At 63.2% G+C, this 21,784-nt stretch carries 17 protein-coding genes and 1 pseudogene; 8 read left to right on the plus strand and 10 right to left on the minus strand.

Annotated features, from left to right (window positions below; genetic code table 11):
• The first annotated feature begins 79 nt into the window (after positions 1-79).
• The gene (locus VM99_26770; protein AKK01463.1) at positions 80-958 is read left to right on the plus strand and encodes a LysR family transcriptional regulator; all 879 of its coding nucleotides are present in this window, start codon (positions 80-82) and stop codon (positions 956-958) included.
• Positions 959-981: 23 nt separating this feature from the next.
• Here VM99_26770 and VM99_26775 read toward each other — a convergent pair whose 3' ends face one another.
• The 5 genes from VM99_26775 to VM99_26795 form a co-directional block, all read right to left on the minus strand.
• Positions 982-3,417 (minus strand): RND transporter, encoded by a 2,436-nt coding sequence (locus tag VM99_26775; protein ID AKK01464.1) that lies wholly within the window; start codon positions 3,415-3,417, stop codon positions 982-984.
• 57 nt (positions 3,418-3,474) lie between these two features.
• Positions 3,475-4,557 carry a glycosyl hydrolase gene (locus tag VM99_26780; protein ID AKK01465.1) on the minus strand — a complete coding sequence of 361 codons (1,083 nt, stop codon included), beginning with the start codon at positions 4,555-4,557 and terminating at the stop codon, positions 3,475-3,477.
• Between the two features lie 85 nt (positions 4,558-4,642).
• Positions 4,643-6,004 carry a hypothetical protein gene (locus VM99_26785; protein ID AKK01466.1) on the minus strand — a complete coding sequence of 454 codons (1,362 nt, stop codon included), beginning with the start codon at positions 6,002-6,004 and terminating at the stop codon, positions 4,643-4,645.
• A gap of 18 nt (positions 6,005-6,022) precedes the next feature.
• Entirely contained in the window at positions 6,023-7,669 is a 1,647-nt protein-coding gene (locus VM99_26790; protein ID AKK01467.1) for a hypothetical protein, read from the minus strand.
• 105 nt (positions 7,670-7,774) lie between these two features.
• Entirely contained in the window at positions 7,775-8,542 is a 768-nt protein-coding gene (locus VM99_26795) for a 3-alpha-hydroxysteroid dehydrogenase (protein ID AKK01468.1), read from the minus strand.
• 276 nt (positions 8,543-8,818) lie between these two features.
• On the opposite strand from VM99_26795, the gene VM99_26800 reads away from it, so the two are divergent.
• The gene (locus VM99_26800; GenBank protein AKK01469.1) at positions 8,819-10,648 is read left to right on the plus strand and encodes a Fis family transcriptional regulator; all 1,830 of its coding nucleotides are present in this window, start codon (positions 8,819-8,821) and stop codon (positions 10,646-10,648) included.
• 445 nt (positions 10,649-11,093) lie between these two features.
• Here VM99_26800 and VM99_26805 read toward each other — a convergent pair.
• The 5 genes and pseudogenes from VM99_26805 to VM99_26825 form a co-directional block, all read right to left on the minus strand.
• Positions 11,094-11,318: pseudogene (locus VM99_26805) on the minus strand (hypothetical protein).
• A gap of 91 nt (positions 11,319-11,409) precedes the next feature.
• A complete protein-coding gene (locus VM99_26810) occupies positions 11,410-12,351 on the minus strand; it encodes a lipase (GenBank protein ID AKK01470.1) in 942 nt (313 codons plus the stop codon).
• Positions 12,352-12,369: 18 nt separating this feature from the next.
• Entirely contained in the window at positions 12,370-13,812 is a 1,443-nt protein-coding gene (locus VM99_26815; GenBank protein AKK01471.1) for an aldehyde dehydrogenase, read from the minus strand.
• Between the two features lie 342 nt (positions 13,813-14,154).
• Entirely contained in the window at positions 14,155-15,231 is a 1,077-nt protein-coding gene (locus VM99_26820) for a nucleoside hydrolase (protein ID AKK01472.1), read from the minus strand.
• 174 nt (positions 15,232-15,405) lie between these two features.
• The gene (locus VM99_26825) at positions 15,406-16,647 is read right to left on the minus strand and encodes a porin (GenBank protein AKK01473.1); all 1,242 of its coding nucleotides are present in this window, start codon (positions 16,645-16,647) and stop codon (positions 15,406-15,408) included.
• Between the two features lie 251 nt (positions 16,648-16,898).
• On the opposite strand from VM99_26825, the gene VM99_26830 reads away from it, so the two are divergent.
• From VM99_26830 to VM99_26855, 6 genes are all read left to right on the plus strand, one after another.
• Positions 16,899-17,840: a LysR family transcriptional regulator gene (locus VM99_26830; GenBank protein AKK01474.1), complete on the plus strand. Its 942-nt coding sequence runs from the start codon at positions 16,899-16,901 to the stop codon at positions 17,838-17,840.
• A gap of 86 nt (positions 17,841-17,926) precedes the next feature.
• Complete coding sequence (locus VM99_26835) at positions 17,927-18,730, plus strand: hypothetical protein (GenBank protein AKK01475.1); 804 nt, start codon at positions 17,927-17,929, stop codon at positions 18,728-18,730.
• 38 nt (positions 18,731-18,768) lie between these two features.
• Positions 18,769-19,329 carry a hypothetical protein gene (locus VM99_26840; GenBank protein AKK01476.1) on the plus strand — a complete coding sequence of 187 codons (561 nt, stop codon included), beginning with the start codon at positions 18,769-18,771 and terminating at the stop codon, positions 19,327-19,329.
• A 22-nt stretch (positions 19,330-19,351) separates the two neighbouring features.
• A complete protein-coding gene (locus VM99_26845) occupies positions 19,352-20,272 on the plus strand; it encodes a LysR family transcriptional regulator (protein AKK01477.1) in 921 nt (306 codons plus the stop codon).
• A 324-nt stretch (positions 20,273-20,596) separates the two neighbouring features.
• Positions 20,597-20,893, plus strand: coding sequence for a transposase (locus VM99_26850; GenBank protein ID AKK01478.1), 297 nt, complete (start codon positions 20,597-20,599; stop codon positions 20,891-20,893).
• Entirely contained in the window at positions 20,890-21,744 is an 855-nt protein-coding gene (locus tag VM99_26855; protein ID AKK01479.1) for an integrase, read from the plus strand. The genes VM99_26850 and VM99_26855 overlap by 4 nt, the downstream gene beginning before the upstream one ends.
• The last annotated feature ends 40 nt before the right edge of the window (positions 21,745-21,784 follow it).

Consider the following 21,784-nt stretch of genomic DNA (forward strand, 5'->3'; position numbering starts at 1 on the left):
GTTGTTTTCCCCGAGTATTGGAATTGCCGGTATTCTTTGTAAATTGAAATGTTCGGTGACCTGCATTCGGAAAAACAAAATGAAGAACTCGATCCAGCACATCCGCGCCTTCCTTGCCGTGGCGCAAACCGGCAGTTTCGCCAAGGCCGCGGCGGCCCTGAACCTCTCGCCTTCAGCGCTGACCGTGCAGATCCAACAATTGGAAGACTGGCTCGGCGTCGCCTTGCTCGAACGCAGCCCGCGTCACCTGGCCCTGACCAGTGCCGGGCAGAACAACCTGCTGCCGATGGAGAAACTGCTGCTGGACCTGGACAACATCGTCAACACCTCCCGGGACCTGGCGGCGCTGCGCCGAGGCGTCGTCACCCTCGCCGCCCTGCCCTCGCTGTGTGCCGGTGCGCTGCCGCCGTTGTTGAAACAGTTTCGTGAGCAGTTTCCGGGAATCGAGGTGCGCTTGCGGGATGTCGTGGCACGCCGGATCGACACCCTGGTGCGCGACGGCGAAGTGGACTTCGGCCTCGGCGTGCGCGCGCGGACGAACCATGGGTTGGCGTTTGAAACGGTGTTGGAAGATCGGCTGTGCCTGTTTGTACCGGCCGGTCACAGGTTGGCCCGGCGACGCACGATCAAGCCTAGCGAATTGACGAACCAACCGATCATCCTCACCGGACGCGACAGCAGCGTGCGCGAGTTGGTGGAGCAACTGTTCGCCGACGCCAACCTGACACTCATGCCGGGACTGGAGGCCAACTACATGTCGACGGTCCTGGCGTTGGTGCGCCAGGGCCTGGGGGTGAGCCTGCTGCCGGAATCGGCGGACGATGACCGGGCGGGACTGGTCAAGATCCCCGTGGACCACCCGGACGTCACCCGCCAGCTTGGCCTGATCACCCGCACCGGCCAGGCGCTGTCGCCGGCCGCCGAGCAGTTCATCGCGATGGCCAAGGCGTTTTTCTAAAGCCTAGGCATGCAGGCGTAGGCTCACCGCTGCACCACCGTTTGCAACGCGCCACTGGCTTCAGGCTTTTTTGCGAACAACCTCTGTGGCAACAGGAAGTACGCCAACGCCGGCAGCAGGATCAGCGCGCCGAGCATGTTCACCAGGAACATGAACGCCAGCAGGATACCCATGTCGGCCTGGAACTTGATCGGCGAGAACGCCCAGGTCGCCACGGCGATCGCCAGGGTAATGCCCGTCAGCAGGACCACCTTGCCGGTGAACAGCAGCGCCCGGTAATACGCCTCGGACAGCGAGGCGCCGGCACGCATGTGCGTGAGGATCACGCTCAGCACGTAGAGGGCGTAGTCGACGCCGATGCCCACCCCCAGGGCGATCACCGGCAGCGTGGCCACCTTGACGCCCATGCCCAGGCCCACCATCAAGGCCTCGCAGAGGATCGAGGTGAGCATCAGCGGCAGCACGGCGGCGAGCACCGCGCGCCAGGAGCGGAACGTCACCCAGCAGAGCAGGATGACCGCGCCATAGACCCAGAACAGCATTTCGCGCATGGCTTTCTTGACCACGATATTGGTCGCGGCCTCGATCCCGGCGCTGCCCGCGGCGAGCATGAACTTCACCTGCGGCAGTTGCTGTTGTGCAATGAAGGCTTCGCTGGTCTGCACCACCCGCTCCAGGGTATCGGCCTTGTGGTCGGCGAGGTAGACGTACAGCGAAAGCAGCGAACAGCCCTGGTTGAACAGCTCCCGTGGCGCCCGCGTCTGCACCGCGCCCAGGGCACCGTCGTTGGGAATCAATTCGTACCACTTGAAGTTGCCTTCGTTGTAGCCGGCGGCGGCGATCTTGCTCAGGGCGGCCATGGAGTTGGTCGACTCGACGCCCGGCAGTTGCTCCAGTTGCCAGGCCAGGGCGTCCACGGCGGCCAGGGTCGAATAGCGGGTGCACTGGTCTTCTGGGGTTTTGACCATGACCACGAAGATGTCCGAACTGGCCGCGTAGTTTTGCGTCATGAAGGCCGCGTCGCGGTTGTAGCGTGAGTCGGGACGTAACTCCGGGGCACCCGGGTCGAGGTCGCCGATCTTCAAGTGCAGGCTGATCGCGAACCCGCCGACCGCCAGCAGCAGGCCTACCAGGCAGGCTACATAAGCCCAGGGCCGTTGGGTGAACAGGTCGAGGAAGCGCCACAACGGGTGCTTGACGTTCGCCTGCACCTCGGCGGTTTCCGCCCGCAGGCTGCGCGCCGCCGCCTGGCTGCCAACGCCGATGTAGCTGAGCAGGATGGGCAGCAGGATCAGGTTGGTGAAGATCAGCACCGCCACACCGATGCTGGCGGTGATCGCCAGGTCCTGGATGACCCGGATCTTGATCACCATCAGCACGGCGAACCCGACCGCGTCACACAGCAGCGCGGTCATGCCGGCGGCGAACAGGCGGCGGAAGGTATAGCGCGCAGCGACCACCCGGTGCGTGCCGCGACCAATGTCCTGCATGATGCCGTTCATCTTCTGCGCACCGTGGCTCATGCCGATGGCGAACACCAGGAACGGCACCAGCGCCGAATAAGGGTCCAGGTCATAACCGAGCGTGGCCAGCAAACCCATCTGCCAGAGCACCGCCACCAGCGAGCACAGCACCACCAGCGCGGTGCTGCGGGCGCAACGGGTGTACCAGTAGAGCACGGCCACGGTCACCAGCACCGCGACCACGAAGAACAGCATGACCTGCAGCAACCCGGCGACCAGGTCACCGATGATCTTGGTGAAGCCAGTGATGTGGATCTGGATGCGCTCGTTCTGGTACTTGTCGCGCAAGGCCTCCAGTTGCCGCGAGAACGCGCCTGCGTCCAGGGCCTTGCCAGTCTCCGGGTTGATTTCCAGCAACGGCACGAAGATCACGCTGGACTGGAAGTTGCCGGCCACCAGTTGGCCGATCTCGCCGGAGCGGGCCACGTTAGTGCGCACCTGTTCCAGGCTGGCCGGCGAACCGTCGTAGGTGTCGGGGATGACCGTGCCGCCATCCAGCCCTTCTTCGGTCACTGAGGTCCAGCGCGTGGTCGGCGTCCACAGCGACTTCATGTAGGGCTTGTCGACGCCGGGCAGCAGGTAGATTTCGTCGTTGAGCCTGGCCAGGGTGTCCAGGTAGTCCTTGTCGAAGATGCTGCCCTCGGTGACCGCCACGGCGATGCGGACCGAGTTGCCGAGGCCACTCAGTTCGCTGCGCTGTTCCAGGAAGTTGGCGACGTAGGGATGGGAGGTCGGGATGGTCTTTTCAAAACTGGCATTGAGGCCGATCTTGCTGGCCTGGTAGCCCAGCACCAGGGTCGCCAGCAGGCAGAGCAGGATCACCCAGGGACGGTGATTGAAGATCGCCCGCTCGCCCAGGTTGCCGGAACGCGGATCGAAATCCTCCAGGCGGGCGATCACCACTTGCTGTTCGAGGGCAGGATTATGCTCGTTCACATCGGACTCCGAATACGGCCACAGGGGGCGCGGGTACAGTGCGCGCTGGCGAGTTGCTCAACGTTGCGCCGAAGAAAAAAGGACATGGTCGAGGCGGGTCGGACCGTTCAGGCCGACGCATACCAGGCTGCCGTCCGGTGCCGCCACCACGCCAGCGATGGAGGTCGCGGCCGGGGCCGGTGAACGTCGAAAGTGACGTCCCGGGTCAAGACTGAGCAGCACGTCGCCGGCCTGGCTGGCCAGGACCCAAGTGCCATCCGCCAATCGGGTGGCGGCGGACAGGGCCACTTCCAGGTCGGTGTCGATCGGTTGCCAGCGGCCGCCTTGGTCCCCCGACCAATAGGCGTTGCCACGCAAACCGAAGGCCACCACCTCTCCCGTCGAACTGCCTTGCAGGCCGAAGAAGCTGCCCTCATAGGGTGATTCCAGTGCCTGAAAGCTGTGCCCGTTGTCCTGTGAACGCAGCAGCAACCCGCGCTCGCCGACGATGAACAGCGCACTCCCCGCCGCACGAATGCCGTACAGGTTGAGGTCCTCGGGGTTTTCCAGCTGCCGCATCCACGGCTGCCAGTGACTGCCGCCGTCACGGGTGTGCAGGATCAGGCCATAGGCACCGACCGCGTAGCCGGTGCGCCGGTCACTGAAGTACAGGTCGAGAAAAGGCTTGTCCGGCCCGTCGGCCACCAGCCGCTCGGCATCCTTCAACGCCTTGGGATCATCCCCTTCGCGAGCCTGGGCCAGGGCCAACTGCGCGGCGGCGACGCCGTCCAGTTGCTTGGTCCACGATTCGCCGCCGTCGGTGCTGTGCAGGATCACACCCATGTGGCCCACGGCCCAACCTTCCTGCGCATCCACAAACTGCACCGCCGTAAGACTGACGCTGACCGGCACCTTTGCCTGGCGCCAGCTCACGCCGGAGTCATCCGACAGCAACACGATGCCGCGCTCGCCGACCGCCACCAACCGTTCACCGGCCCGGGTCACCGCCAGCAACACCGAATGGGCTGCCTTGGCACTTTGCAGCGCCGCCTGGTCGAGCAACGCAACCCGTGGAGTCGCCATCGCCCAGCCCGGCATCAGCATGACCGCCAGCAGCAGGGCCGCCGGCAGCGTGCGCGTGAGTGAAAATTTACCGATCATTGTCCGCTCCAACCGCCCAAGAAGAGTGATCCAACTGCCCGCCCGCGAGCGCCGAAGCCGCAGCCTCGGCGCCCTGCCCCAAGGCTCAGCGGCTGCTGTCGTTGGCCATGGCGTCCGGGGTGAAGAACGCCGCTGGTGGACGCGGATAGCTCTGGTACTGCACGTTCAGGTCGTTGGCCGACGAGTTGAGGAAGTAGGCCCCGGTTTCCAGGTTGTAGCTGCCCCACGACATCTGGGCCGTCAGCGCCGGCATTTCCGGTGCCAGCAAGGTCAGCGAGTAGTTGTGGCGGCCCAATTTGCCCTGGGCGTCGTAACCGTCGACCAGCAGCACCTGCCAGGAATCCTCATCCACGTAGTAGGTGCGCTTGGGCACCACGTGGCGCTTGCCGTCCTTGAGCGTGGCACTCACCACCCAGACCCGGTGTTTCTCCCAGCGCACCAGGTCCGGGTTGAGGAAGTTCGGCTTGACCAGGTCGTCGCTTTTCGCCGCCGCCGCACGGTTGTTGTTGTAGGGCACCAGCAACTCTTTCTTGCCCACCAGCTTCAGGTCGTGCCGGTCGGTAGGACCGAAGACCATGAACGCCTCATCGAAGAAGCCGACGCCCGAGGTGACGAAGTCCGGGGTGTCGTAGGCGATGTTCGGCGCCCGCCGTACCCGACGCTGGCCAACCAGGTACTGCCAGGCGGCACGCTTGCCCGGGTCCATGTCCCAATGGGTCATCAGGCCTTCGCCGGCCTTGGAGGACGGCAGTTCCGTCGCCAGTTTGCCGATCAGGAACTTGCTCCCGAAGGTCTCCAGGCTGCCTTCCTTGAAATAGTAGGGATTCTGGTACCAGAACCGCGCCCGAGTGGCCTGGATCTTCTTGCCGCCCGCGGTCATCAGCCAGGTGTCGAACGGCGAGTAGAACGTGTCGGCGCCCTGCCAGGACAGGCGGTAGTTCCACAGCACCTCGGCGCCGTTCTGCGGCAATGGGAAAGGAATCCCGCCATAGGCGCCGCTGACTTTTTCGGTCTCCACTTCAAGGCTGGCACGGGTCGCGTTCTTCAGCGTGTTGTCGTACACCCACTGCGGCGCGGCGGCACTGCGGTGGGTCGGATAGACATCGAGCCGGTAGCCCGGATACTTCTGCAGCAAGGCCTTGGTGCCATCGGCCAACTGGTCGGCGTACTGCGCCATGTTGGCGGCGGTCACCGAGAACAATGGCTTGTCGGCGGCGAAGGGGTCGGCACGCTTGTCGCCGTTCTTGTAGCCTGCCGGCACGGTGGTGTAGCCCCCGGTCCACGCCGGAATGCTGCCGTCCTTGTTGCCTGCACGCTCGGCGCCCATGGGCGTGAGGTCACTGTTGAGCCGCGCGGCCTGCTCGGGGGACACCGCCGCCTGCACCAGGCCGGCACTGAGCAAGGCAATGGCCAGGGCCGAAATACGCAAGGAAATTTTGCTTTGCATAGCGGATGAAACCTCTTATTAGAATGTGGTTTTCACGTACATGGAAACGAAGTCGCGGTCCGCCAGCGATTGCGCATAGCTGAAGTTGCCGTCTTCGCGCAGACCCGCCGCGGCCTTGCCGAAGAAGTTCACGTAGTTGATGCCAAAGTCCCAGCGCTGCAGGTACGTGGCCTTGACGCCGACACTCCAGTCACCGGCATGGGAGTTGCCGAAACCGCCTTTGCTGACGGCCGACGAACGCCCGTCAAGCCCGACGCCAAACCCCACCGGCACGCTCAAATCGAGGCCGTCGGCCACCTGGAAGTACGCCGGCTCGGCCAGCACTCGCAGCGCGGTGGCGTCGCGGGTGGTGTTGGGGTCCAGGGCAGCGCGGTTGTCCGTCACGCTGAGGGTGCGGTTCCAGGCCAGTTCGGCGAGCACCGATCCGCCGTCCCAGAACGTGCCGGGCGACAGCAGGTAGATCGTCGACAGGTTGACGTGGGCGGTCTTGCCCTTGGCGTAGAGCGCGTCACCGCTGTTGTCCGCCGCAGTGCCCGGGGTCACCACCTGCAGGTTGCTGACCAGCGGCGCGTCCCAGCGCACCGACGTTTCACCGGCGAAGTTGAACGGGCCATAGGCCGTGGAGAAACTGGCGCCGACGGTCTTGATGTCTTCGGCGTAGACCTGGCGATAGGCATTGAGGATCGGCAATCCGGTGGCCGCCGCCGCGGCGCCGTCGAGGTAGGCGTACAGCGCACTCGGCGTCTTGTCGTGGTACTTCGCGGCGTAGAAGCCCAGTTCCAGCTCGGTGCCTTCAGGCTTGAAGCGCAGCTGCATGCCGCCCTGCCCCGAGTTCCTGGCCTCGATGTCCGAAGCGTGCACGGTGGTGTTGCCGAACACCTCGGTCCAGTCACCCGCGCCCTTGCCGATGCCATCGTTGTCGCTCAGGTAACTGCCCGCACCCGGGACGTTGGAGCGTTCCCACTCGAACTGGTAGTAGGCGCCGACGGACAATTGTGGGTTGATCTGCAATTGCCCGGACACTTGATTGACCGGGCGCAGGATTTCCTTGAACTGCGTCCCCGGCACGCTGAGCAACTTGACCACGTCGGTGGGCCCTTGGGCCGCGGCGATGCCGTTGCTGCCGTAGAACAGGCTCTCGCCGTAGATCAGGCTGTGCCGGCCCAGGCGCACCGTGCCCTGGCTGGTGTCTCCCACGTCGCCGCGCAGAAACACGAAGGCGTCCAGCAGTTCGGCGTCACGCCCGTGCAGCTCACGGGTGTCGTCGAGGAAATGCGGATTGGCGCTGTCGTCGGTGTCCTTGTTGTAGACATCGTCGTACCAGGCCGCGCCGCTGATGCGCAGGCCGTAGTTCTGCCGGCTCAGGTCCATTTCACTGAACAGGTCCAGGCGGTTGGAGACCAGGCCCCGGCTGAAATTCCTGTCGCCCTGGCCCTGGATCGAGGGGTACAGGCCGCCTGCCGTCGACGCATTGGTCAGGTGGTTGTCGGCACCTTGCAAGCGCCAGGCCTGGCTGTACTTGATGGTGTTGTCCCAGCGCAGGCGCCAGTCACTGTCACCGAGGTCGATTTGCGCAGCCTGGGACTGAGTGGCCCAACCGGCCAGACACACCGACAGGGCCAGAGCGTTGCGTGTAAAGCCCGGATAGCATCGAGAATTGTGCATGGTGTTCCTCATTGTTCTTGTTGTGGGAAGCCTGTTCTGTACGCGGGTCGCCCGGGACACGAGCGGCAGCGGGTTACACGAAAATGCGCGGGGTAGCGTTCTCCCTCAGATGTAAGTGGACGCCAGGCCGCCATCGACCGGTAGGTTGATGCCGTTGATCCAGCGAGACTCATCGGCACACAGAAACGCGATGGCAGCCGCCACCTCATCGGCGTAGGCCGGCCGCTTCATGCGATGGGCATCCGCCTCGACGCGCGCTTGGCCGAGCATGCTGACGAAGTCGCCGAGGATGGGCGTGAACACCGGGCCCGGCGCCACGCAGTTCATGCGCACCGAGGTTTGCAAGAACCACGGCTGGGCCTGCTGATAGCTCCAGACGATCAGCGCCTCTTTGAAATACTGGTAGCAACTGTCTTGCGGCACCGGATGCTGGTCCAGCCAGGCCTGGGCCTGGGCAAAGCCATCGATGGCGGCCAGGGTCTTGTGCAGTGCCAGCCGCTGCGGCCATTGCGCCCCCAGGATCGATGCGACGTTGACGATGCTGCCGCCGGCCCGGATGCGCGGCAGCAGCGCGGCGCACAGGTGCCGCACCCCGAGGTAATTGACCTGGGCGACCAACTGCGGGTCGGCGGTGCCCGGAACCCCGGCGATGTTGCAGAGCCCATCGAGGGACGCCGGCAGTGACTGCACGGCGGCGTCGATGGCATCCGGGTGGCTGAGATCGGCCTGGATGAACTGGTCCAGGCTCAGGTTGGGCGCATTGCGATCCATGCCGATGACGCTCGCTCCGTGAGCACGCAGGGTTCGCGCCGTTTCAGCGCCGATGCCCGAGGAAACGCCGGTCACCACGATCGTCTTGTTGGTCAACTTCATAGCAGGCTCCCGATTCGTGCTTGTGCTGCCCGTACGGGCGGAGGCAGCCAAGCCATGTTGTTATTGTGCCGAATTAGTTAATCTCGGTAACTAGTTGTAGCAAGCGATATGCCATCTCCTGACAAACGACCGCCGACCGCTCAAGCACGCGGCATCCAGGCAATTCAGAAGGATCAAGGCTCAGGTGGGCAGGGATGAGGACGTTAGAAAAGTGATGATTTCAGCAATTTCGTGCTGCACTATGCGCAATATGATTAATCGAATTAGGGAATTGCGATGGCAGATAAGCTGATCTCCCTGGCCGAACTGTCCCGGGGCACGCAAAAGCAACCAGCGCGCGGCGCCAGTGAACAGTTGCCGCCCGGCGCCGCGCCGACGCTGCAGGATCTGACCGAATGCCTGATGTTCAGCCCCGGCGACGGACGCATCTGGCTGAACGGCGCGCGGATGCTGCTGATGCACAACAGTGGCGTGGGTGCCTTGCGCCGCGAACTGATCGAAAGCATGGGCCTGGCCCGCGCCCGGGGCATCATGCTGCGTACCGGCTACCATTGCGGTGCCCGGGACGCGGCGCTGATCAAGGAGCGCTTCCCCGAAGCAGACATCCTGGCGCTGTTCGCCGCTGGCCCGATCATCCATGCCATCGAGGGCGCGGTGAAGGTCGAGCCGGTGCATTTCGAATTCGACATGAACCTGGGCACCTACTACGGCGAGTTCCTCTGGCATCACTCCAGCGAAGACGACGAACACATCGCCCAATACGGCATCGGCACCGAACCGGCCTGTTGGATGCAGACCGGCTACGCCATCGGCTATACATCGGCGATGGTTGGACGGCTGATTCTCTATCGGGAGGTCGAATGCCGTTCCACCGGATCGAGCATCTGCCGGCTGGTGGGCAAGCCCGCCGAAGAATGGGACGACGCCGAAGAGGACCTGGCCGACCTGAACGCCGAACCCTTCGTCAGCACCGGCGGACGCAGCGCGGCGCCCCAGGGCCGGGGCGATAAAGGTGCCCTGCCCGCTCGCCTGCTGGCGGACCCGACACCGGCCCAGGACAGCGACATGGTCGGTATTTCCTCAGCCTTCAACGCGGCCTGCCACATGCTGCGTCGGGTGGCGCCGACCCAGGCGACGGTGCTGTTCACCGGTGAGTCCGGTGTTGGCAAGGAAATGTTCGCGCGGATGCTGCACCGCATCAGCCCGCGCCACGACGAGCCCTTCGTGGCCATCAACTGTGCGGCCATCCCAGAAAACCTGATGGAGTCGGAGCTGTTCGGCGTCGAGCGCGGCGCCTACACCGGCGCCACCCAATCGCGCGCCGGCCGCTTCGAGCGCGCCAATGGCGGCACGCTGTTCCTGGACGAGATCGCCACCCTCAGTTTGGTGGCCCAGGGCAAACTGCTGCGCGCCTTGCAGGAAGGTGAAGTCGAACGGGTGGGCGGCAGTCGCACCCTCAAGGTCGATGTGCGGGTGGTTGCCGCGACCAATGTCGACCTGCGCGCCGCGGCACAGCGTGGCGAGTTCCGCGAGGACTTGTTCTTTCGACTGAACGTGTTCCCCATCCACTTGCCGCCGCTGCGCGAACGCAAGGAGGACATCCCGCTGCTGATGACCCATTTCCTGCAGCGCTTCACCCAGCGCCATGGCCGTCAGATCAGCGGCTTCACCCCGCGCACCGCAGACACCCTGCTGGCCTACGATTTTCCGGGCAACATCCGCGAATTGCAGAACCTGGTGGAGCGCGGCGTGATCAGCGCCCCGGACGGCGGCGCCATCGACCTGTCGCACCTGTTCACCAGCGGCGAACGCCTGGCTCTGCCGATGTTCTCCATCGGCACCCGCGGCCAACTCGCGGCTGCACCGAACGCTCAAGCGGCGCCGCCTCAGGCTCCCGCCGCACCGATCCGGAGCGGCGATGAAGCCCTCCAGCAACTGTTCGGCGGCAAGGATTTGAGCCGGCTGTCGCTGCAGGAAGTCGAGGACGCGATGATCGACCGTTGCCTGAGCGAAGTGAAAGGCAACGTCTCTGAAGCGGCCCGCCGCCTGGGCCTGACTCGGGCACAGCTGTCCTATCGCTTGTCGCGGCGCCCAGCCAGTGACTAAACGTGGCGAGGGCCCTTTATTGCGGGATGAAGCAACGCCCGAACATGCCAAGCGCCACGTCGACCCGTTGGTCGATCTGCTCGTCGGACCAGCTTTGTTGCACGCCCAGGGTGAACAGCTTGAGCGGCTGCGAAATCAGCAGCGCGTCGATCAACTCGATGGCCGGCTCGACATCCTGCTGCGCCAGCAAGCCCTTGCCCGCAGCCTTGCCCAGCCAACCCCGCAACAGGCCCAGGCAACGCTCGGCCCCTTCCTGGTACCAGATTTGCGCAATCCCCGGCGCATGTTCGCGTCCCTGGGCGGCCATGAGGTAAAGCCCCAGCGCCAACGGCGACAGCGTCAACCGTGCCCATAACGTCAGGTACATGCGCAGCTCGCTGAGCAGATCCTCGGCGCTGTCGATGCCACTTTCCAGCAGCAGCTCAAGGGTCGACAGGTCCCGCGCAACCAACTTCGAGAGCAGTTGCTCCTTGCTCGCCACCAGTTGGTACAGGGTTTTCTTCGAAATGCCGGCAGCACGGGCAATGGCGTCCATGGTGACGTTGGCAAAATGACCGCTGCCGAGTATCTGCGCCGCGGCGTCCAGCAACAGGCTCATCTGCTCTTCACGGCTGCGGACCGGCGGACGACCGCGAACGGGCTTGACGGGTTGCGAGGGGGTTGCGGGCATGGTGGGTCCTGGTGAGTGGCAGCGGGTGAGTCTGCCACAGGTTAAATCGGGCACCTAACCTGTGGCGAGGGCGCGTGCTCGCGCCCCTCCCTCAAACAACGGCCCCCTCGCCAGCGCTACCCTCCCGCGCCATCGCCGCTGCGCGAAACGCCTCGCCCAGCGCAGTTTCGATAACCCCCCAGGCCTCCTGCGCTGAAGCCTCCGGGCCGAGGTGGGTGAACATGTGATCGCAGCCTGCGAACATCCGCTCGTTGACTGCCACACCGGCCTGGCGCAATTTCTCGGCATAGGCCTCGCCTTCGGCGCGCAGGATGTCATGTTCGGCCGTGATCAGCGTGGTCGCGGGCATGCCCCGCAATGCCTCGACGCTCGCCAGCAACGGCGACACCAACGGGTCGCGAGCGTGATCGGGATCGCTCAGGTAACAGCCATTGAAAAAGCGCACCAGCCCGGCCCCGAGCAATGGTTTGTCGAGGCTCGAACGCTTCAGGCCGGGGTCCTGGAGCAGGTCCAGGACCGCATAGTCAATCACCTGGTGCACCACCCGCAGCCGCTGATGCCCCCGTGCCAGGTTGGCCACCCCGGTGGCCAGGTTGCCGCCGGCGCTGTGCCCACCGACGGCCATGCGTTGGGGGTCGATGCCCAGGCTTGCCGATTGCCCGGCCAACCATTCAAGCACCGCGAAGCTCTGTCGCAAGCCCGCGGGAAATGGATGCTCGGGCGCCAGGACGTAGTCCAGGTTGACCACCAGGCAATCCAGATTGTGCGCCAGACGCCGACAATAGCTGTCGTCATGCTCCGGCACGCCAGCGACGAAACCGCCGCCGTGCAGGTTCAGGTACACCGGCAAGCGCGCCCCGTCCGAAGTCGCCGGCCAGTAGAACAACGCCCGCGCCGGTCCCCAGGACGTCGGGATGAACCGCGCCTCGACCGCACGCAGCGGGTACTGCGCCGAGTCGTAGACGAACTTGCCTTTCATGCGCTTGGCAAAGGCGCGCAACAGCTTGGCCTTGAGGGTTTGAGGCAACGTCATGATCAGGCTCCCGGCGGCTCAGTGGGCCGTCAACAATTGATCCAGCAGGCCGTGGACCATCGGCCCATACGGCGCGCGCATCGCCAGGTTGGATTCACCCACCGGGCTTTGCACCACCACTGCCTTGGCATGGCTGAACGTGCGGAAACCATGGGCACCGTGATAAGCCCCCATGCCGGCGTGCCCCACGCCGCCGAACGGCAACGCCTCGAACAGCACATGGCTCATGACGTCGTTGATCACCACGCCACCGGAGGTCGTGCGTTGCAGCACCTGCTGGCGCTCGCTGGCGTCCTCGCCAAAGTAATAGGCCGCCAGGGGCCGGGGTTGCCCGTTGACGTAGTCGATCGCCGTGGCGAAATCCTGGTAGGTCTTGATCGGCAACAGCGGGCCGAAAATCTCCTCGCGCATCACCTGCATGTGCTCGTTGGGGTTGAGCACCAGGGTCGGGGCGATCTTGCGGATCTCGCGATCGTTCAGGTCTTCCTGCTCCGGGTTGATCTCGATCAGCCGCGCGCCCTTGGCATGGGCATCGACCAGGTAGCCTTGCAGGCGGCCGAAATTGCGCGGGTTGATGATGGAGGTGTAGTCCGGGTTGTCGCGCAGCGTCGGGTACATCTGGGCGACGAAGCGGATGGCCTCGACGGTGAAGTCTTCCAGCCACTCTTGCGGCAGCAGCACGTAGTCTGGCGCCAGGCAGATCTGGCCGGCGTTCAGGGTTTTCACCGTCATCACCCGCTGGACCACGGTCGCCAGGTCGGCACTGCGCGAGACCAACACCGGCGACTTGCCGCCCAACTCCAGGGTCACCGGCACCAGATTGTCCGAGGCGGCGCGCATGATGTGCCGCGCCACCGACGTGCCGCCGGTAAAAATCAAGTGATCGAACGGCTGCGCACTGAACAATGCGCCGAGCTCGGCCCCACCCAGCACCGTGGTCAGCTCGTGTTCGTCGAAGTAACGGGCGATCAGCTCGGCCAACAGCGCCGAGGTGCGCGGCGTCAGCTCGGACGGCTTGAGCATGGCCCGGTTACCGGCGGCGAAGATGCTGGCCAGCGGGCCGAACGCCAACACGACAGGGAAATTCCACGGGCTGATCACCCCCACCACGCCCAGCGGCTGATACTCGACCCGTGCCTCGCAACCCGGGAACGGCGCCGGATGGGGTTCGGATTGCGCCCACTCGGCCAGGTGCTCCCGGCAATGCTTGAGGCTTGCCACGGAGCCTGCGATATCGGTCAGCAGCGTCTGTTCGCGACTGCGGTGGCCAAAGTCCGCCGACACCGCCGCGACGATGGCTTCGCGGTTGTCCAGCAACAAGGCGATCGCCCGGTCAAGTCGATCACGGCGCAGCGCCAGGCTGGGCGGCCCCTCATCCAGATGGGCACGTTTCATTCGGGCGAGCGCCGCAGCGAGTTGTTCGGCGCTGACGGCCGTATCGTGGTGACCGAGGATGCTCATGGCGTATCTTCCTGCTGGTTAATTGTTATGAGTCAGTACTAAATGCCCGGCAAGACAGCCACCTCTGCTGCCTCGCCGGGCGAGTATGACAAAAAACCAGACAAAGGAAACCATTAAGTTTCCTAACTTTAAAAAAGCGACATGAGGCCTTTAACCCCATAAAACGAAGGCTAATGGCTGGAAGGGATAGCCGCGCGGTTCAGTGGCCGCAGCAAGCAAGAAGCCATCCGGATGGGTTGTGGACAGCGGCGCAATACGCAAGCTCTTGATAAATGATTAATTACATTAATCATAGATGATGACCCAGCGAAGCCAACGAGGCCTCGCCGGGATGGCAGCCCACTAATGCTGCGAGGGAAACACCGGCGCCTGGTCCTGCTGCTCAGCCGTGGCTTCCAACGACCGCCCCGCAAGCGTCTGCAGGTACAACGCAAGCACGAACCCGGGCGCTGTCGCCAAGGCGACGTCGACGGGCGGGCTGACGCTGTCGGGGATCAACTTGCCGCTCGTGTCCTGCTCCTCGTTCAGTTCCTGCTCCACCTTCAGCCCATACCGCTTGAACTGCACGAACCGCGGATCGGTGACCGCGACGGCCGCCAGCGGATCCCAGAAGTACAGGTACTTGCCGATGCCGGGGGCGATGGTCGAACTTTGCAGGACCTGGGTGAGGAACTGCGCGACCGGGTTTTGGATGCGCGAGAGCTGGGCGACGAAATCCTGGCTGATGGGGATCTGGTTGCAGGCGTTCAGCGCAACCAATTGCACCCGGTTCCCGCCGCCAAAGACGTATTGCGCGCCGAGTGGGTCAACGAAAATGTTCCACTCGGCGACTTTGTTGGTGTAGTACGGCGTGTCGCCCAGGGTATCGATGATGTTCCCTCCGGCACCGGGCTGGACGTACTCCGGCAGCAGGTTGCCACCCATCATGACGATGCGCTCGACCTTGCTGGCCAGCAGGTCTCGCAGCGTCCTGTCCGTCCTGGCCTGCAAAAACAAATGCCCCCAGGTCGTGCCGCCGCCGATCATCAGCACGGTAAAGGGTTGCTTGGCGTTCTCCAGGGTTTCCCTGAGAAAGGCCACCGCATCCGTTCTCGTGGGGTTGGGGTTCGCCCGGGGAAACCGTGCGTCGTAATGCTGGTCCGCCGCCTGGCGAGTTTCGAATGGAAAGGTGTTGCTGTAGACCATGGGCCGCTGGAAGCCGGCGACCACGGGGATCCGCTCGACTTCAGGGTCTTCGAACAGCGTGAGGAAGTGGCTGATGTTCGCCACGCCATGGCTCAGGTGCACGGCACCCACGCCGGTGACGGTGATGCCTTCGACCTTGACCGCGTGGTGCTTGAGCAAATAGCCGATGGCCAGGTAGTCGTCGAAGTCGACATCAGTATCGACGAGCACGTGTGTGAGGGGTTGTACCGACATGTTGGCAGGCCTCCTGGCAATGGATGGGATCATCCTGATGTGCCAGCAAATGCTGGCATCGAGTTAAAAGTAGCACCTCCCGAAAAAAGCGAACGCTTAATGGCGTGGATTGCCTGGGGCGACAACCAACGTGACGAGGCACCGGCGTCCTCACCACGCAACGAGCGACCCGACTTACCAGAGCGTCATCGTGTAGCTGACGATCAGGCGGTTTTCATCCAGGTCGTTGCCGAAGTTCGAGCGCACCGATGCGTTGCGCCATTTGAACCCCAGCCCCTTCAACGTCCCGTCTTGCACGACATAGGCAATGTCGGTGTTGCGCTCCCACTCCTTGCCTTCGCCGGGTGCGGCGCGCTGTACGTTGTCGCCGGAAATGTAGCGGGTCATGAAGGTCAGGCCCGGTACGCCCAGCGATGCAAAGTTGTAGTCATAGCGGGCCTGCCACGAACGCTCGTCGATGTTGGCGAAGTCGCCGATCTGCACGAAGTTGACCAGGTACGGGTCACTGCGACTGATGTAGGGGAACGGGTCGTCGCCGCTCATGCGCTGGTAGCCCAGGCCCAGTGCATGCCCGGCGAAGCCATAGGTGAACAGCGCGCCAAAGGCCTGGTTGTCGAGGTTGCGGAAGTTGCCATCTTCGGTACTGCGCGAGTAACGCACATCACTCTTGAGCGACTGGCCCGCCCCCAGGTCCAGGGTATGCACGAACCCCAGGTAGTTTTGCTGGTAGATGTCCTGCAATTTGCCATAGCGGTACTGCGCCGTCAGGTTCGGCAAGAATTGATAATCCGCCCCGGCAAACTGGAATTTGTCGCTGTTGCCGCCGATGCGGTTGGCACTCATGTCCTGGTAATCGGTGGAGTCGACGACATTGATCTGCGTAAACTGCCCGCCCGTCAGCTTCAACCGGTCGATTTCCTGCACGCTGGCCAGTCCCCCCTTGAAGGTTGCTGGCAGCAGGCGCGTGTCGTTGGAGCTCACCACCGGGTCCTTGATCTGCAAGGTCCCCACCTTCAGGGTGCTGTTGGACACGCGCACCTTGGCAGTCAGGCCCAGTTCGCCATAACGGTCTTGAGAACCGCCGGACAAATCCGCAGGCAACAGATTGGTGCCCGCCGTGCCGCCGCCGGAGTCCAGTTTGAAACCCGCCATGCCCAGGGCGTCCAGGCCAAACCCCACGGTACCTGCGGTGTAGCCCGACTCCAGGCGCAGCAAGAAGCCCTGCGCCCATTCTTCGGCCTTGTCCCGCGCCCCTGTCTGGCGGAAGTCGCGGTTGAAGTAATAGTTGCGCGCTTCCAGGCTGCCTTTGCTGTCGGCGATGAAATCCGCGTGGGCGCTTGGCGCTCCGGCCAGGCTCAAGCCCAGCAGTGTACCGACGGGCTTATAGATCCACGTGAGGGAGGTGAACTGTCGCATGGGTGCTCCTTTTGCGGGCACGAACGAACCCGCTCGGGGCGTCGTTTGCGTCCGATGTTTTTATTGTGAAGGCGCTGTGCTGGGAAACGGACGCAGTAGCCTGCGTCGTGGAGCGGATTCTTTGCGCCGCGCTCTGGGAGCGTCAAACGGGAAAAAAGCCGCATCGGACATAAGAAAATTTGATGCCCTGATCAAGCGGTTCTGGAGTAACAATTGCAACCATAAGAACGACAAGTACCAAGAGAGCCTTCATGAACCTCAAATTCCTCGAAACCTTCGTCTGGGTCGCCCGGCTGCAAAGCTTCAGCCTCACCGCCGAGAAAATGTTCAGCACCCAGGCGGCGATCTCCAGCCGGATCGCCTCATTGGAAGAAGAGCTGGGGCTGCGCCTGTTCGTGCGTGACTCGCGAGGGGTGTCGCTGACGCCCGAAGGCTTGAAGGTACTCGACTACGCCGAGCAGATGCTGGAGGTCCAGCGCGCTTTGAAGCAATCGCTGGACACCCGCAGCCCTCAGCAAGGCCTGGTGCGCATCGGCGTGATGGACACAGTGATCCATACCTGGCTCAGTCCGTTGATGTCGATGCTGATGCAGGCCTTTCCCGCCGTCGAAATCGAAATAACCGCCGATGCCGCGCGCAACCTCTGCGAGCAACTGCAAAAGGGTTACCTGGACATCGTGTTCCAGACCGACCTGGTCCGCCACGAAAGCGTGCGCAACCTCGAACTCGCGCACTACCCCATGCACTGGGTGGCCGCCAGCCACTCGATCTACGCTCGGCCCTATGCCTCGCTATTGGAGATGGCCAGCGAACGCATCATCACGTTCGTCAAGCAGTCGCGGCCGCACCAGGATGTGCTCAACCTGTTGTATGCCCATGGCGTTGGCGCGCCGCGGGTCAGTTGCGTCAACTCGGTGTCGGCCATGACCCGGCTGATTCGCGACGGCTTCGGCATCGGTGCCTTGCCCGCGGCCCTGGTGGCCAAGCCGCTGGCCAGCGGTGAATTGATCACCCTGGAACCCGGCACGGCTCTGCCCCAGCTTGACGTGGTGGCGTCCTGGCGCGCCGGGGTGGGGTTGGAACTGATCGAGAATATCGTCCAGATGAGTCGCCAGGTTGTCAGTCAGTACGCTATCGATGTCGGCCCGCAACGCATGGTCGCGGCACCGGGCCTGGCCGGTCATAACGTTTAGTTGTCTGTGGGTACCACTATTCCTTGTTGGACGTCATCGCCCGGCCCCTCTAAAAAATGGGCCACCCATCCCTTGGAGATACCGCGATGAGTCAACCCGCCCCGTCCTTCGAACAACTGCGCCAGTACGACCCGCTCGCCCTGCGCCAGAGCATTGCCGCCGGCCAATACCAAGGCCATACCAGTGGCCTGGGCCAGGGTCGGGTACAAGCCAACATCGTGATACTGCCCGGTGATTGGGCCACCGAGTTCCTGCGCTACTGCACCCTCAATCGACAGGCCTGCCCGGTGCTCGACGTGACAGAGCCGGGTGATCCGTTCTTTCGCAACCTCGGCGCCGCCATCGATATCCGCCATGAGGTGCCCCGCTACCGGGTCTATCGCCACGGCGAACTGAGCGAAGAGCCGCTGGACATCGAACACGTTTGGCAGGATGACCTTGTCGCCTTCGCCCTGGGCTGCTCGTTCTCGTTCGAACAACCGTTGCTCGAAGCCGGCATCTACCTCAGGCACATTGACCTGGGGCGCAACATCGCGATGTTCCGCACCAACATCGACACCCGTCCCACCGCCCGCCTCTCTGGCAAAATGGTCGTGACCATGCGCCCGATGAAAGCTGCCGCGGCGATCCAGGCGATCCAGATCACTGGACGCATGCCCAATGTCCACGGTGCCCCGGTGCACATCGGCGACCCGTCGCTGATCGGCATCCACGCCCTCGACGCACCGGACTATGGCGATGCCGTGCCGGTCGAAGCGGACGAGATCCCGGTGTTCTGGGCCTGTGGCGTGACACCCCAGTCGGTGGTCCAGGCGTCGCGCCCACCGTTGTGCATCACCCATGCGCCTGGCTGCATGCTGGTGACCGATTTGTGGAACCGCGACTTGTAAGCGTCTAGAAGGCCGCACTCACCTGACAGGAACAGACGATGAACACCGTCCAGCAATCGATTCAAGCGTACATCAAGGCCAAGGATGGCAACCGCCCTCACCTGCTGGAGCAAGCGTTCGAGGCGCAGGCGATCCTCGACATGATCGTGCGCACCGGCGCCATCTCGTTTCCTGATCACGTCGAAGGCCGCGCGGCCATCGGCGAGGTGCTGGTCAGTCGTTTCGGCCAGACCTTCGAAAACATCTACACCTTTTGCCTGGGGTCGCCACCGGCAGCGAACCTCGACCAGTTCCAATGCCCGTGGCTGGTGGCGATGTCTGGCAAGGACGGCGGCGAGGCGCGCGTCGGCTGTGGCACCTATGACTGGCAATTCGATCCGGTGTCCAAGCGGGTCGAGCGATTGACCATTACCCTCGAACACATGAAAACCCTGCCGCCGGACAACCTGCCGGCGATCATGGCCTGGGTTTCGCGACTGGACTACCCATGGTGCAGCGTCGAAGCCGCCCTGGGCGACGTCCCCAACCTGGGCGAGCTTGGGGACGTGATCGAGTACCTGGCCAACCGGGAACACCTACGCGCGGCGCAACGGCCGTGACCCACCCAAGGAGCCGCCTCGCGTGAACATCAAGTTTCTTGAAACCTTCGTCTGGGTCGCACGCCTGAAGAGTTTTCGCCTGACGGCGGAGAAACTGTTCACCACCCAGGCTTCCGTCTCCAGTCGCATCGCGGCCCTGGAGGACGAGATGGGTGTGCGCCTGTTCGTGCGTGACGCCAAGGGTGTGTCGCTGACCTCCGAGGGCCAGCGGGTGTTGGAATATGCCGAACGCATCATGGACACCCTGCAAAGCATGAAGGCCGTGATCAAGGACCCGCGCCAGGTGCGCGGGCGAATTCGCATCGGCGCCATGGACACGGTCATTCACACCTGGCTCAGCCCCCTGGTGACACGCCTGATGGACTACTACCCGGCGCTGGAGATCGAGCTGTCGGCCGACACCGCGAGCAACCTGTGCTCGCAACTGGAAAAGGGTTACCAGGACATCATTTTCCAGACCGACATCCTGCGCCTGGACAGCGTACGCAATGCACGGCTGGCCCGTTATCCGATGCATTGGCTGGTGCGCAGCGGCTCGGCCTATGACCGTCACTACGCGTCGCTGGAAGACCTGTCCCAGGAACGCATCGTGACCTTTTCGCGCAATTCCCGGCCTCACCAGGACATCCTCAACCTGCTGCACTCGGCCAATATCGTCTCGCCGCGCATCAACTGCGTGAACTCGGTGTCGGCCATCACCCGCCTGGTTCGCGACGGCTTCGGCATCGGCGCCATGCCGGCGGCGCTGGTCCTGGGTGAGCTGGCCCAGGGCACGCTGAAACGGGTCGATGGCGTGCCGTTGCCTTCGGTGATGGACATCGTTGCCAGTTGGCGAACCGGCGCGGGCATGGAGCGGGTGGAAGAAGTCATCAGCCTGACCCGGGACGTGGTGGCGGAATTCGTCGCCGAACTGCCCACGGAATACCAACTGGCCGCCGACTAACCCATTCATTGTGGGAGCGGGCTTGCCCGCGAAGACGGCTGTACATCCGACACCTTCGTTGACTGACACACCGCTTTCGCGGGCAAGCCCGCTCCCACAGGTTCTTCGGCGGGTCCGGATGGCGTGTCCGACGCCCATTCATTGTGGGAGCGGGCTTGCCCGCGAAGGCGGCTGCACATTCGACACCTTCGTTGACTGACACACCGCTTTCGCGGGCAAGCCCGCTCCCACAGGTTCTTCGGCGGGTCCGGATGGCATGTCTGAGCTGGTCTAATAGCCCCGGACACCTCAATGGGTGAAACTACACTCATTGAGGAATATTCCATGACTAAGAAGTACAGAAAATTCGACGCCGAGTTCAAGCTGAAGGTCTGCAAGATGGTTGTTGATCAAGGTCTGAGCGTGAACTCGGTTTGTACCGATTTAGGCCTGAGCGATACCGCCGTGCGCCGCTGGGTTCAGCAGTATCAAACCGAGCAGTCGGGCGGTACGGGGATTGGCAAACCATTGACCAGCGACCAGCAGCGTATTCGCCAGCTTGAACAGCAAGTCCGCGAACTGAAGACGGATAATGACATATTAAAAAAAGCTACGGCCTTCTTTGCCCGCGAGTTGAAGTGATCCACCAGTTGGTTCACCAAGTCCAATGCAAGGCCTACCCGGTGGCGCGTATCTGCCGGGTGTTGCGGATCAGTCGTTCGGGGTTTTACGAAGCTCGTCAGCGGCGTTTGAAGCCAAAACCTGTGTGCTCGGTTTCCGCTCAGCTCAAGGCTGCCTTCGTGTCCAATGAACACTGTTATGGCAGCCGTCGTTTGGTGAAAGCGCTGCGTGACACTGGCGTCTCCGTTGGACGGAACAAGGTCCGCCGCCTGATGAAACAACAGGATTTGCGTCCGATTTGGAAGCGCAAGTTCGTTCATACCACTGACAGCAATCACAATTTTCCGGTGGCTGAGAACCTGCTCAATCGCCAGTTCAATCCCGAGCGCATCAACCAGTCGTGGGTCGCTGACATCACCTACATCCGTACCCGCAGCGGCTGGCTGTACCTGGCGGCCGTCATGGACCTGTACTCACGCAAAATCGTGGGCTGGGCCATGGCACCCCACATGCGAGCAGAGTTGGTATGCAGTGCGATGCAACTGGCCATCGCGCAGAGACAACCTGAACCGGGCTTGATCGCTCATTCGGATCGAGGCAGCCAGTATGCCGGTACGGATTACCAGAACTTGCTGACGCGACATGGAATGCGTTGCAGCATGAGTCGCAAGGGCAACTGCTGGGACAATGCGGTCATGGAGCGCTTCTTCTTGAATCTGAAGATGGAGCGTGTTTGGCGCAAGGATTACGCCAACCATGGCGAAGCGATCAAAGACATCACGGACTACATCGTGCGGTTCTATAACGGAAGGCGAATCCATTCATCCTTGGGCTATTTGCCGCCCAATCAGTATGAGCGGCAAGCAGCCTGAAAAACACCGATTGAGGTGTCCGGAAAAAATTGACCACCTC

Source organism: Pseudomonas chlororaphis (assembly GCA_001023535.1).
Classification (GTDB): domain Bacteria; phylum Pseudomonadota; class Gammaproteobacteria; order Pseudomonadales; family Pseudomonadaceae; genus Aquipseudomonas; species Aquipseudomonas chlororaphis_E.